At 74.1% G+C, this 12,204-nt stretch carries 10 protein-coding genes; 5 read left to right on the top strand and 5 right to left on the bottom strand.

Annotation, left to right across the window (positions count from 1 at the left end):
• Positions 1-79: 79 nt before the first annotated feature.
• Both ACFYM0_RS23355 and ACFYM0_RS23350 read right to left on the bottom strand, forming a co-directional pair.
• The gene (locus tag ACFYM0_RS23355) at positions 80-775 is read right to left on the bottom strand and encodes a response regulator transcription factor (protein WP_266880250.1); all 696 of its coding nucleotides are present in this window, start codon (positions 773-775) and stop codon (positions 80-82) included.
• A gap of 2 nt (positions 776-777) precedes the next feature.
• Positions 778-1,977: a sensor histidine kinase gene (locus tag ACFYM0_RS23350; protein ID WP_388504368.1), complete on the bottom strand. Its 1,200-nt coding sequence runs from the start codon at positions 1,975-1,977 to the stop codon at positions 778-780.
• Positions 1,978-2,083: 106 nt separating this feature from the next.
• Here ACFYM0_RS23350 and ACFYM0_RS23345 point away from each other — a divergent pair, with 106 nt between their 5' ends.
• Positions 2,084-3,094: an SAM-dependent methyltransferase gene (locus tag ACFYM0_RS23345; protein ID WP_388504365.1), complete on the top strand. Its 1,011-nt coding sequence runs from the start codon at positions 2,084-2,086 to the stop codon at positions 3,092-3,094.
• Positions 3,095-3,191: 97 nt separating this feature from the next.
• Here ACFYM0_RS23345 and ACFYM0_RS23340 read toward each other — a convergent pair whose 3' ends face one another.
• Together ACFYM0_RS23340 and ACFYM0_RS23335 are read right to left on the bottom strand one after the other, a co-directional pair.
• Entirely contained in the window at positions 3,192-4,742 is a 1,551-nt protein-coding gene (locus ACFYM0_RS23340; protein WP_388504362.1) for a M28 family metallopeptidase, read from the bottom strand.
• Between the two features lie 305 nt (positions 4,743-5,047).
• Positions 5,048-6,172, bottom strand: a complete 1,125-nt coding sequence (locus ACFYM0_RS23335; protein WP_388504361.1) for a DUF5937 family protein — start codon at positions 6,170-6,172, stop codon at positions 5,048-5,050.
• Between the two features lie 356 nt (positions 6,173-6,528).
• Here ACFYM0_RS23335 and ACFYM0_RS23330 point away from each other — a divergent pair, with 356 nt between their 5' ends.
• Complete coding sequence (locus ACFYM0_RS23330) at positions 6,529-6,738, top strand: hypothetical protein (RefSeq protein WP_388504359.1); 210 nt, start codon at positions 6,529-6,531, stop codon at positions 6,736-6,738.
• Positions 6,739-6,814: 76 nt separating this feature from the next.
• Here the strand turns inward: ACFYM0_RS23330 and ACFYM0_RS23325 are convergent, their stop codons facing one another.
• Positions 6,815-7,921, bottom strand: a complete 1,107-nt coding sequence (locus tag ACFYM0_RS23325) for a threonine aldolase family protein (RefSeq protein WP_388504895.1) — start codon at positions 7,919-7,921, stop codon at positions 6,815-6,817.
• 428 nt (positions 7,922-8,349) lie between these two features.
• Here ACFYM0_RS23325 and ACFYM0_RS23320 point away from each other — a divergent pair, with 428 nt between their 5' ends.
• Genes ACFYM0_RS23320 through ACFYM0_RS23310 form a run of 3 tightly spaced genes read left to right on the top strand, consistent with a single transcriptional unit; the run spans position 8,350 to position 12,169 of the window.
• The gene (locus tag ACFYM0_RS23320; protein WP_388504357.1) at positions 8,350-9,357 is read left to right on the top strand and encodes a Rossmann-like and DUF2520 domain-containing protein; all 1,008 of its coding nucleotides are present in this window, start codon (positions 8,350-8,352) and stop codon (positions 9,355-9,357) included.
• Positions 9,354-10,376: a pantoate--beta-alanine ligase gene (gene panC / locus ACFYM0_RS23315; protein WP_388504356.1), complete on the top strand. Its 1,023-nt coding sequence runs from the start codon at positions 9,354-9,356 to the stop codon at positions 10,374-10,376. Before ACFYM0_RS23320 ends, panC begins: the two co-directional genes overlap by 4 nt.
• Positions 10,373-12,169, top strand: coding sequence for an L-aspartate oxidase (locus ACFYM0_RS23310; RefSeq protein ID WP_388504353.1), 1,797 nt, complete (start codon positions 10,373-10,375; stop codon positions 12,167-12,169). Before panC ends, ACFYM0_RS23310 begins: the two co-directional genes overlap by 4 nt.
• The last annotated feature ends 35 nt before the right edge of the window (positions 12,170-12,204 follow it).

The raw sequence follows: 12,204 nt of genomic DNA, 5'->3' as shown, positions 1-12,204 counted from the left end.
CCGGACGGCCTGATCGCCGGACGGCCCGATCGCCGGACGGTCCGATCGCCGGATGGCCCCGGGCCGGGCGGGCCCGGTGCTAGGCCGCCCCGCCGCCGCCCGCGCGGACCAGCCCGGTCTCGTACGCCAGGACCACGACCTGTACCCGGTCGCGCAGGTCCAGCTTGGTCAGGATGCGGCCTACGTGGGTCTTGACGGTGGCCTCCGACAGGACCAGGCGGGCGGCGATCTCGCCGTTCGACAGGCCCTGGGCGACCAGCAGCATGACCTCGCGCTCGCGCTCCGTCAGGCGCTCGACGTCCTTGTTCCGGGGTTCCGCCGAGGTCGACGGCAGCATCGGCGCGAACCGGTCCAGCAGCCGGCGCGTGGTGGAGGGGGCGACGACCGCGTCGCCGCTGTGCACCGAGCGGATCGCGGCCAGCAGCTCACCCGGCGGGACGTCCTTGAGCATGAACCCGCTCGCGCCCGCCTTCAGGCCCGAGAAGGCGTACTCGTCGAGGTCGAAGGTGGTCAGGATGATGACCTTGGGGTGTTCCTCGGGCTCGCAGATGCGGCGCGTCGCCTCGACCCCGTCGAGGCGGGGCATGCGGACGTCCATCAGCACCACGTCCACCTTGGTGGCCCGCAGCACCTCCAGTGCCTCCAGGCCGTCGCCGGCCTCGGCGACGACCTCCATGTCGGGCTGTGCGGCGAGCACCATCCGGAAACCGGTGCGCAGCAGTACTTGGTCGTCGACCAGCATCACGCGGATGGAGGGGCCGGTGGGGAAGGACATGGTCACCTTTTCTTCAGGGGGAGCAGAGCGCTGATCCGGAAGCCGCCACCGGGCCGGGGGCCCGCGTCGAGGGTGCCTCCGACCATACCGATGCGTTCGCGCATGCCGATCAGCCCGTGTCCGGCGCCGTCCGCGCCGCCGTCCGTGTAGAGCTCGCGGGCCGCGCCCCGGCCGTCGTCCTCGACGAGCAGGCCGAGCCCGTCGTCGAAGTAGACGAGCCGCACGCTGGCCTTCGCGGTGGGGCCGCCGTGCTTGCGCGTGTTCGTCAGCGCCTCCTGGACGATCCGGTACGCCGTCAGCTCCACGCCGCTGGGCAGCTTGCGCGGGGCGCCCTCGACCTCGAAGTCCACGGCGAGCCCGGCCGCCCGTACCTGCTCGACCAGGACCTCGATCTGCTCCACGTCGGGCTGCGGCACGTAGTCCTCGGACTCCTGCGGCTCGCCGGTGCGCAGTACGCCCAGCAGCCGGCGCATCTCGGCGAGGGCCAGGCGCCCGGTGCCGGAGATCGTCTGCAGGGCCTCCTTGGCCTGCTCGGGGGCCGCGTCCATGACGTAGGCGGCGCCGTCGGCCTGGACCACCATCACCGAGACGTTGTGCGCGACGACGTCGTGCAGCTCGCGGGCGATCCGGGCCCGCTCGGCGGCCACGGCCACCTTGGCCTGGGCGGCGCGCTCCTGTTCCAGGCGCTGGTTGCGTTCGACGAGCTGGGCGTAATAGGCCCGGCGGGTGCGCAGGGAGTCGCCCATCACCCAGGCGAGGGCGAAGGGGACCATCAGGAAGGCGACGAAGAGCACGCTGTCGGTGGTGGAGGCGTTCTTGTCCACCCCCATGCGCAGGAAGTACAGCGGGGACGCGAGCAGCCCCCAGCCGAGGGCGGTGCGCGAGACCCAGCGCGGCACGTCGGCGGCGGCGACGGTGAAGAGGATGACGAGCATCGCGGAGTCGTAGAAACTCACCTGCGCGCCGATGGCCAGCTGGTAGAGGCCGGTGGCGACGGTGAGCCAGAACGCCGGCGCGGTCCGCCTGCGGCGCAGTCCCACGGCGGTGCTCAGTGCGACCACGCAGGGGGTGGCGAGCAGTGCGGAGCCGGTGCCCTGGTGCTCCGAGGCGACGATGGCCATCGAGAACCCGAAGAAGAGGACAGCCCAGAAGCTGTCGACGCCCGTCGGGTGTCTGCGGAGGAAATCGTAGAGGCGCTGCACGTAACCCAGAGTAGGGACAGCAGATAGGTGCTGGAGTCAACCAGAGGGGCGATCCGTCCGGGACGCGAGTACTACCGGAGGTGGAGGCGACCATAACCTTTCAGCGATGAGCACTCAGGGTGAAGGCACGGTACAGGCGGGTCCGGTGCGCTGGCGTACGGCGATGGAGCGGGCCCTGTACGGCCCCGACGGCTTCTACGTCCGCCCCGGCGGGTCCGGCCCCGCGGGGCATTTCCGCACCTCCGTGCACGCCTCGCCGCTCTACGCGCGGGCCGTGGCCCGGCTGCTCCTGTGGGTGGACGGGGAGCTCGGCCTTCCGGAGGAGCTGGACCTGGTCGACGTAGGGGCCGGGCGCGGGGAGCTGCTGGCCGGGGTGCTGGCGGCGCTGCCGCCGGAGACGGCCGCGCGGGTGCGGCCGTACGGGGTGGAGCGCGCGGGGCGTCCCGCCGGGCTCGACGGGCGCATCCGGTGGGTGAGCGAGCCGCCCCGGGGGACCCGGGGGCTGCTCTTCGCCAACGAGTGGCTCGACAACGTACCGCTGGACCTCGCCGAGGACGGGCGCTACGTGGAGGTCGCGCGGGACGGTACGGAGAGCCGGGGCGGCCCCTTGGACGGGCCGGACCGGGCCTGGCTGGAGCGGTGGTGGCCGCAGGCGGACGCGGAGACGGGCGCGGAGGCGGGCTCGGGCCGCGCGGAGATCGGGCGGCCGCGCGACGAGGCCTGGGCGGCGGCCGTCGCCACGCTGGAGCGGGGGCTCGCGGTCGCGGTGGACTACGCCCACACCCGGGACGCCCGGCCGCCCTTCGGGACGCTGACGGGCTTTCGCGCCGGGCGGGAGACCGCGCCCGTCCCGGACGGGAGCTGCGACGTCACCGCGCACGTGGCGCTCGACGCGTGCGCCGGGCCGGGGGCGGTGCTGCTGACGCAGCGGGACGCGCTGTCGGCCCTCGGCGTCTCGGGGGCCCGGCCTCCGCTGGCCCTGGCCTCCGCCGATCCGGTGGCGTACGTCCGGGCGCTGTCGGGGGCGGGGGAGGCGGCGGAACTCACCGCGCGGGGCGGGCTGGGCGACTTCGGCTGGCTGGTCCAGCCGGTCGGCGTGGGGCCCTGGCCGGGGTAGGCACGGGGCTCCGGCCCGGCCCGGGGAACGGAGGAAGGGCGGGTCGGGAACCCGGCACCGCGCAGCGGCTGTACCGGCCCCGGCCCGCCCTCACCGGTTACTCCGTGGCGTGGTCGTGGCCCTCGTGGAGGCCACCACCGCTGCCCCCGCCGTTGGACGGTTCCGAGACGACGGGCCGGCCCAGCGGTGCCAGGTCGTAGGCGTAGTGCCCCACCGCGTCCGCGATGACGTCGACGTTGATGTCGAGCGCCTTCTGGTCGATGTTCGCGATCGTGTCGCCCTTGCCGTGGTAGTTCACGTCGTACGCGACCCCGGCCTGCCCGCCGAACTTCGCCGCCTGCTCGGGCGTCTTGATGCCCTCGGCGCCCGTGAACGTACCGCCCGAGGGGATGCCGACCGCGATGAACGGGCCGTAGTCCGAGCGGCCCGAGAAGTCGGTGCCCTCGCGCGGGATGTTCTTGGAGTCGAGGAAGTCGTTGATCCCCTTCTCCAGCTGGGCCGAGCCCTCGGGACCGGGGCCCGAGCCGACCTTGTCCGAGTCGTCGCCGTCGTAGACGAAGTACGCGGCGTTCGGCGAGGCGATCATGTCGAAGTTCAAGTAGAGCTTGATCTTCTTCTTCTGGTCCTCCGTCAGCCCGTCGACGTACGCCTCGGAGCCGAGCAGGCCGAACTCCTCAGCCGACCACCAGGCGAACTTGACCTTGTTCTTGATCTTCGTCTGGCTGCTCGCGAGCCGCTGCGCGACCTGGAGGATGCCGGCCGAGCCCGAGCCGTTGTCGTTGATGCCGGGGCCCGCCGCGACGGAGTCGAGGTGCGCACCGAGGAAGACGGTGTTGTTCTCGTCGCCGCCCCGCGTCTCCGCGATGACGTTGTACGTCTTGCGGTTCTCCCGGAACTCGCGGATGTCGAGGGTGACCTCGACCGGTCCCGCGGCGGCGTCGGCGGCGAGCCGCTCGCCCTCGGCCAGCGTGACGCCGCCGGTCGGGATCTTGCCGGCGTCCGCGGCGCCTATGGTGCCGTTCAGGGCGCCCGCGGCGTTGTTGTAGATCACCGCGCCGACCGCACCGGCGTCCGCCGCGTTCTGCTGCTTGACCGCGAAGGCGCAGCCGCCGCGCTTGATCAGCGCGACCTTGCCGGTGAAGGCGCCCGCGGCGAAGTCGGCGGCCTCGCAGCCGTTCGTGCCGTCGGCGTCGACCGGGGCGGCGGCGATCTGGGCCGTCACGCCGTTCGCCGGGCCGCTGGCGGTGTACGTCATCAGCTTGATCGGGACGTCGCGGCCGGCCGGGCCGTTGACCTTCAGGGTCTCGGCGACCGTCTCGACGTACACGAAGTCGAACTCGTTCTTGGTGACCTTGTACCCGGCCGCGCGCATGACGATTTCGACGTACTGGGCCGACTGGACGTGGCCCTTGGAACCCGCCACGCGGGTGCCCTTGTTGTAGTCGGCGAGGGCCTGGAAGACCTTCAGGTGGTTGTTGGCACCCTTGCCGGTGGAGTCCTTGACCAGCTTTCGGGCCAGCGCGTCACCCCGGGCGGCGTCGCTCTGCGGGCTGCCGGTGGCTCCGGCGGGTCCGGCGAGGAGCAGCGGGGAGACGAGGGCCGCGGCTGCCAGGGCGGCGGTGGCTGCTGCTATACGGCGTGAGGGCATGAAAGTCCTTCCACGGCAGATGCGCGTGCGCATGCGTATGGCGTTCGGCATGGGGCATGGGGCTTTGGGCGTACGGCGTGTGGGCTGCGGCGTTTGGGCCAGGGCGTGCAGGGGTGCGGGTACGCGGATGCAGACGCAGGTCAGGTGCGTTGCGCCGAGTGGGGGAGCGGTGGACGCACGTTAGGCATCAAGTGGCGGTCATGGCCAGACTTTTCACTGATTCCGGTTTGTGAAATCCGTATATCGGAGCATCTGAGCCGTCGAAAACAAGCCAGTGCCCGCTCTTCGCTCCCGCAGGGGCCCGGCTACCGCAGGATGCCCTCGATGAAGTCGGTGCCGATCCGTGCGACCGCCGCCAGGTCCAGCTGGTGCTGGACGTACCGACCTTGGCGGCGGGTCTGGGTCAGCCCGGCCTTCTTCAGCACCGCCAGATGGCGGGAGACCTCCGGGGCGGTGATCCCGTGCGCGGCCGCCAACTCGCCGGTCGTGTACGGAGCACGCGCCAGATTGCGGCACAGCATCATCCGCATCGGATGGGCCAGTGCCTCCATGCGCCGCTGCAGCAGCTCCACCGACCCCGGGGAGGAGGCCAGTTCGGGAGAACCGAGCGGGTAGTGGATCACGGGGCGCCAGCCGGGGGCGTGCAGTACCAGCAAATGGGGCCAGCCGAAGTTCGTGGGCACGAAGAGCAGGCCGTCACCTATTCGGGGATCGGTCGCGGTCGTGGACCCGTGGACCATCTTGTCCACCGTGACCGTGGTCAGCCGCTCGTCGACGCTCAACGCCGAGGAGACCTCCTTCAGCACCGCCGGCAGCCCCTTGCGCCGCAGCACCTCCGTCTTGTGCCGGGCGTCCGCGCTCTGCCGGGGCTCGACCCGGCGCCAGGTCTCCGCGAAGAAGGCCTCGTCGCAGTCCTCCAGCAGCCGGCGCAGCCAGACCCGGACACCGGCGGTGTCGTCGAGCACCCGAACGGCGAAGGCCAGCTGCTGCGGCCCGCGCGCGGATGCCGTCTCCAGAGCCTTGGCCCGGGCGAGCGGATCCGAGAGCGGGGACGGCCCGCCGCCGTCGTTGTAGAGGGCCAGCCGGCAGTGCTCCAGGGCGGCCGTCACGAACCGCTCGTCGTCCAGCCGGTCCAGTACGTCGAGCTCGCCGGCCAGGGTGGCGGCGGGCAGCCCCGAACCGCCGGGCATCCCGGCGAAGGCCATGAACAGGTCGGCGAAGGAGCTGCGCCACATGAAATCGCCCTCCAGCAGCCGGTCCGCGAGGTCCGGGTCGAGGGCGGCCGCGGTGGTGGAGGTCCAGGAGGCGAGCCCGGGGTGATGGCCAGGCTGGGAGAGCGCGTGCAACGCCATGCAGAGCTCTGCGAGAGGGGAGGGCGCGAAGCCGATCCGCTCCGCGGGGAGCCCGGTGATGTCGATGGTGACGCTCATCGGATCATTCTGCCGCCGCGATGCGGATGCGGCGGCCAGGCCACGCGGTGCGGCGCGGTTGCCGGGGACCGGCCCCCGGCCCCCGGGCCCCGGACCCCTGCGCCTCAAACGCCGGCGGGGCCGGTGCGGAGCCCCAGGGGGCCGGGCGCAGCCCGGGACCCCGCTTTCGGCCCGTCCGGCTTTCGGGACCGGGTCAGGGCCGGGCCCTGGGAACGGTGGAAGGGCGGGTAGGGGACTCGGGACTCCGCCCCGCGCAGCGGCCACACCGCCGTCCCCGCGGGGCCGATTGACGACGTCGGTTGACGACGTCGGTCAATCAGCGCGCGGGGCCCCGCGGACAGGGCCAGGGTGGATGCATGACCGCGATCGAGCAGTACCTCGTCGACACCTACCGGGCGTCACAGCACGGCACCCCGATGCCCCCGCCGCCGGGCCGCGACGACGTTGCCGTCCTGCGCGCGGTCCGCACCTACGAACAGTTCCGGGCCGTCCTCGACGGAGCCCCGGCCGGCCACCCCTGGCGCTCGGCGCTCCACCGCGTGCTGACCCGCCGCCCGACCGCCTGACGGCCCGGCGAGCGGCCCCAGCCCCCCTCCCACACGACCCCGGCGGTGCAGGAACCGTCCGGCCGGGCTGGGCCGTCTAGAGGCGGGCCACGAAGTTCGCCACTGCCGTGGTGACTTCGGTGTCCGTCCAGGACAGGCCCGGGCGGGTGACTTCGACCTCCGTCACCGAGAGGCCCGGCGGGCCGTCGGGGGACCAGCGGCGGAAGAGGACCGTGCCCGTCTCCTCGGCCAGCCGGACGCCCGCCTCCGTGAGACGGTCCGCGTCGTAGGGGAGCCACACCTGGAACTGGTGGGTGTGCGGGACCTCCGGGTGGACCCGGAACCAGGGCACTTCCGGAGCCGCGGCGAGCGCCGAGGAGAGCGCGGACGCCACCGCCCGCGCCTTGGCCACGTAGGAGGGCAGCTCCGGCAGCTCCCGTTCCAGCCCGGCCAGGGCGGACAGCGCGGCCGGGAACTGGCGGAAGATCTGGCCCCCGTACCGGTGCCGCCACACCCTCGCCTCCGCCACGAGCGACGCGGATCCGGCGAGAGCGGCGCCGCTGAGGCCCCCGAGGGACTTGTAGAAGGAGACGTACACCGAGTCCGCCAGCGCCGCGATCTCCGGCAGCGAACGGCCGAAGTGGACCGTCGACTCCCACAGCCGGGCCCCGTCGAAGTGGACCACCGCGTCCCGTTCCCGGGCGGTGTCCACCAGGGCCGACAGCTCGTCCCAGGTCGGGAGCAGGAAGCCCGCGTCCCGCAGCGGGAGCTCCAGCATCAGCGTCCCGAACGGCTCCGGCAGCTCGGCGAGCTCGGACGCGGTCGGCTGGCGCGGTTCGCCCGTCGGGTAGACGGTCCGCAGCCCCGAGACGACGGACAGCGCGCCGCCCTCCCACCGCTCCGGATGGCTCATGGGGTGCAGGGCGACCACCGGGTTGCCGGTCCGGCCCGCCCAGCAGCGCAGCGCGATCTGCTGGGCCATGGTCCCGGTCGGGAAGAACGCCGCGTCCTCGGTGCCGAGCAGCTCCGCGACCCGCCGTTCCAGCCGCTCCACGACCCCGTTGCCGTAGATGTCGCCCGGCTCGTCGGGGTCCGGGGCCAGCCCGCCCAGCTCCGCCAGCAGCTCCCCGACCGTGGCCTCCCGCAGACTGCCCGACAGCTTGCGCGGGGCCGCCCGCCCGGCGACCACCATCCTCGCCGCCATGTCTTCGGCCGCCTGCGCCGCGTCCTCGTCCGTCACCCGGCCGGCCGCGCGCTCCCCGGCCGCGTCCGTGCCGCGCCGTGGGGCAGGGCCCGGGCCCGCGGCGCGTTCGGCTGCCGCGTCCGGGTCCGCGATCCGCTCCGTGCCCGCGGCCCGCTCGGCTGCCGCGTCCGGGTCCGCGATCCGGTGCACGCCCGTGCCCGTGCCCCTGACCGGGCCCGAGCCCGTGCCCGTGCCCCTGACCGGGCCCGTGCCCCTGACCGGGCCCGAGCCCGGGCCCGGGCCCGAGCCCGGGCCCGGGCCCGGCTCCGTCCTCGTACCCGACCCGGGCTCCGGGCCGCGCTCCGAGCCCGGCCCCGCGGGCGCCGTCCGCTCCGTGTCCTGGTTCATGCCCCGATCATCGCCGACCGGCCCACACACCAGGAGCTAGCATGGCGACGTATCGTCCGGTACCCCCCGCGGACCGGAACGGAACGGAAGGCCTCCCCCGCGTGAACACAGCCCCCCAGGCGGAGCGCCCCGCCCGGCTCTCCGTCGGTGTCGTCGGAGCCGGCAGGGTCGGCCCGGCGCTGGCCCGCGCCCTGCAGCAGACCGGGCACCGGCCCGTCGCCGTGTCCGGTGTCTCCGACGCCTCGCGCCGCCGTGCCGCGCGGATGCTGCCCGACGTGCCCGTCGTCTCCCCGGCGCAGGTCCTCCAGGCCTCCGACCTCGTGCTGCTGACCGTCCCCGACGACGCCCTGCCGTCCCTGGTGGAGGGCCTCGCCGAGACCGGCGCGGTCCGTCCCGGACAGCTCCTCGTGCACACCTCCGGGCGGTACGGGGTCTCCGTGCTGGACCCCGCGCGCCGTGCGGGCGCGCTCCCGCTGGCCCTGCACCCCGCGATGACCTTCACCGGCACCGAGGTCGACGTGCAGCGCCTCGCGGGCTGCTCCTTCGGGGTGACGGCCCCCGACGAGCTGCGGCTCGCCGCCGAGGCCCTGGTCATCGAGATGGGCGGGGAGCCCGAGTGGATCGCCGAGGCGAACCGCCCGCTCTACCACGCGGCCCTCGCGCTCGGTGCGAACCACCTGGTGACCCTGGTCGCCCAGTCGATGGAACTGCTGGCCAAGGCGGGCGTCGAGCACCCGAACCGGATGCTCGGCCCGCTCCTCGGCGCGGCCCTGGACAACGCCCTGCGCTCCGGTGACGCGGCCCTGACCGGCCCGGTGGCCCGCGGTGATGCCGGTACCGTCGCCGCGCACGTCTCGGAGCTGCGCAAGCACGCGCCGGGCACGGTGGCCGGATACCTCGCGATGGCCCGTACGACCGCCGACCGCGCCCTCGCGCACGGTCTGCTCAAGCCCGAACTGGCCGAGGACCTCCTCGGCGTACTCGCCGACGGCGCGACCGGCAGCGATCCCGGCCCCCGCTCCGAGGGACGCGAAGGCGGCGAACTGTGATTCTCCTCGACACCGCGGACGCACTGCACCGCCTGCCCCGCGCCGCTGTCCGCGCGGGGACCGGGGCCGAGGCCGGCCGCCGGGCCGTCGTCATGACCATGGGCGCCCTCCACGAGGGCCACGCCACCCTGGTCCGCACCGCCCGGGCGCACGTCGGCCCCACCGGCCAGGTCGTGGTCACGGTCTTCGTCAACCCCCTCCAGTTCGGGGCGAACGAGGACCTCGACCGCTACCCCCGCACCCTCGACGCCGACCTGCGCATCGCCGAAGAGGCCGGCGCCGACGCCGTGTTCGCCCCGGCCGTCGACGAGGTCTATCCCGGCGGCGACCCGCAGGTCCGGATCACCGCCGGCCCGATGGGCGGCCGCCTCGAAGGCGCCACCCGCCCCGGCCACTTCGACGGCATGCTGACCGTCGTCGCCAAGCTGCTCCACCTCACCCGCCCCGACCTGGCCTTCTTCGGCCAGAAGGACGCGCAGCAACTGGCGCTGATCCGGCGCATGGTGACCGACCTGAACTTCCCCGTCGAGGTGGTCGGCGTACCGACCGTGCGCGAGCCGGACGGGCTCGCCCTGTCCTCCCGCAACCGCTACCTCTCCGCCAAGGAGCGCGGCGCCGCCCTCGCCCTCTCCCGCGCCCTGTTCGCCGGCCGCGACCGGCTCGCCGCGCAGGCCGCGCTGCGCGCCCGCGCCGAGGCGCAGGCACCGCCGGCCGGCGACGAGCGGGCCACCGGCCTGGCCCGGCTGGGCGAGATCCGCGCCTCCGCCGACGCGCACGCCGTCGCGGCGGCGGGCGCCGGGCTGCCGGAGGCCGTACGGGCCGCCGCGCGGCACGTCCTGGAGGAGGCGGGCCGGCACGATCCGCCGCTGGTACTGGACTACCTGGCGCTGGTGGACCCACAGGACTTCACCGAGGCCGGCCACGGCTTCACCGGTCAGGCCGTGCTGGCCGTCGCCGCGAAAGTGGGCGCGACCCGGCTGATCGACAACATCCCATTGGAGTTCGGAGCGCAACCGTGAGCACCCCAGGCAGAGGCCCCGCAGCAGCGGGCACCAGCACCGGCATACGGCTCCACGCCCCGGCGCCCGGCTGGTCCGTGGACGCCGATGTCGTGGTCGTCGGATCCGGAGTCGCCGGACTGACCGCCGCACTGCGCTGCGCCGCCGCGGGCCGCCGTACCGTCGTGGTCACCAAGGCCCGGCTCGACGACGGCTCCACCCGCTGGGCCCAGGGCGGCATCGCCGCCGCCCTCGGCGACGGGGACACCCCCGAGCAGCACCTCGACGACACCCTCGTGGCCGGCGCCGGCCTGTGTGACGAGGCGGCCGTCCGGCTCCTGGTCACCGAGGGCCCCGACGCCGTACGCCGTCTCATCGCGACCGGCGCCGTCTTCGACACCTCCGCCGAGACCGGCGAGATCGAGCTGACCCGGGAGGGCGGCCACCACCGCCGCCGCATCGCGCACGCGGGCGGGGACGCCACCGGCGCCGAGATCTCCCGGGCCCTCGTCGAGGCCGTCCAGGCCGCCGGCATCGAGACCGTCGAGAACGCCCTCGTCCTGGACCTGCTCCTGGACGCCGAGGGCCGTACCGCCGGCGTCACCCTGCACGTCATGGGCGAGGGCCAGCACGACGGGGTCGGCGCCGTCCACGCGCCCGCCGTGATCCTGGCGACCGGCGGCATGGGCCAGGTCTTCTCCGCCACCACCAACCCGTCGGTCTCCACCGGCGACGGGGTGGCCCTCGCCCTGCGCGCAGGCGCCGAGGTGTCGGACCTCGAATTCGTGCAGTTCCACCCCACCGTGCTCTTCCTCGGCGCCGACGCCGAGGGCCAGCAGCCCCTGGTGTCGGAGGCCGTCCGCGGCGAGGGCGCGTACCTCGTCGACGCCGACGGGGTCCGCTTCATGACCGGCCAGCACGAGCTCGCCGAGCTCGCCCCCCGCGACATCGTCGCCAAGGGCATCATGCGCCGGATGCAGGAGCAGGGCACCGAGCACATGTACCTCGACGCCCGGCACTTCGGCGCCGAGATGTGGGAGCAGCGCTTCCCGACCATCCTCGCCGCATGCCGCTCGCACGGCATCGACCCGGTCACCGAGCCCATCCCGGTGGCTCCGGCCGCGCACTACGCCTCCGGCGGCGTACGGACCGACCTGCACGGGCGCACCACCGTCCCGGGGCTGTACGCCTGCGGCGAGGTCGCCTGCACCGGAGTGCACGGAGCGAACCGGCTGGCCTCCAACTCCCTGCTGGAGGGCCTGGTCTTCGCCGAGCGCATCGCCGACGACATCATCGGGAACCCGCCCGTCGGCACCGGCCCCGGCATCCCCGTCCCGGCCACCGGCCCCCTCCAGCCCGCCGAGGCGCGCTACGAGATCCAGCGCATCATGACCGACGGCGCGGGCGTGCTCCGCTCCGCCGAGTCCCTGCGCCGGGCCGCCGCCGCGCTCGAAGCCCTGTACGCGACGGCGCTGACGGAGCTGGAGACCCGCGGCAAGACGGCCGTCCCCGGCACCGAGACCTGGGAGGCCACCAACCTCCTGTGCGTGGCCCGGGTGCTGGTCGCCGCCGCCCAGCGGCGTGCGGAGACCCGCGGCTGCCACTGGCGCGAGGACCATCCCGACCGGGACGACACGGACTGGCGGCGCCACCTGGTGGTGCGCCTGTCGGAGACCGAGCGGCGGGCCCTGGTCGTCACCCCCACGGACTCGGCGGACTTCCCGTCCGTGCGGGTCCCCTTGAGCAGCCACAGCAGTAACAGCCTTAACAGCAGCAGCAACAGCACCCGCAGCACCGACAGCCTGGAGCCGTAACCGTGAGCACGCACGAGCACGACCACACCCACCCG

The organism is Streptomyces sp. NPDC006487 (assembly GCF_042870555.1).
Taxonomy (GTDB): domain Bacteria; phylum Actinomycetota; class Actinomycetes; order Streptomycetales; family Streptomycetaceae; genus Streptomyces.
This window is presented reverse-complemented; position numbering and strand designations above follow the sequence as displayed.

Coding starts and splice junctions, on each gene's coding strand:
- ACFYM0_RS23340 (WP_388504362.1), bottom strand. CDS start 4,742: ATGCCCTCACGCCGTATAGCAGCAGCCACCGCCGCCCTGGCAGCCGCG.
- ACFYM0_RS23320 (WP_388504357.1), top strand. CDS start 8,350: ATGGCGACGTATCGTCCGGTACCCCCCGCGGACCGGAACGGAACGGAA.
- ACFYM0_RS23355 (WP_266880250.1), bottom strand. CDS start 775: ATGTCCTTCCCCACCGGCCCCTCCATCCGCGTGATGCTGGTCGACGAC.
- ACFYM0_RS23345 (WP_388504365.1), top strand. CDS start 2,084: ATGAGCACTCAGGGTGAAGGCACGGTACAGGCGGGTCCGGTGCGCTGG.
- ACFYM0_RS23335 (WP_388504361.1), bottom strand. CDS start 6,172: ATGAGCGTCACCATCGACATCACCGGGCTCCCCGCGGAGCGGATCGGC.
- ACFYM0_RS23325 (WP_388504895.1), bottom strand. CDS start 7,921: ATGGCGGCGAGGATGGTGGTCGCCGGGCGGGCGGCCCCGCGCAAGCTG.
- ACFYM0_RS23330 (WP_388504359.1), top strand. CDS start 6,529: ATGACCGCGATCGAGCAGTACCTCGTCGACACCTACCGGGCGTCACAG.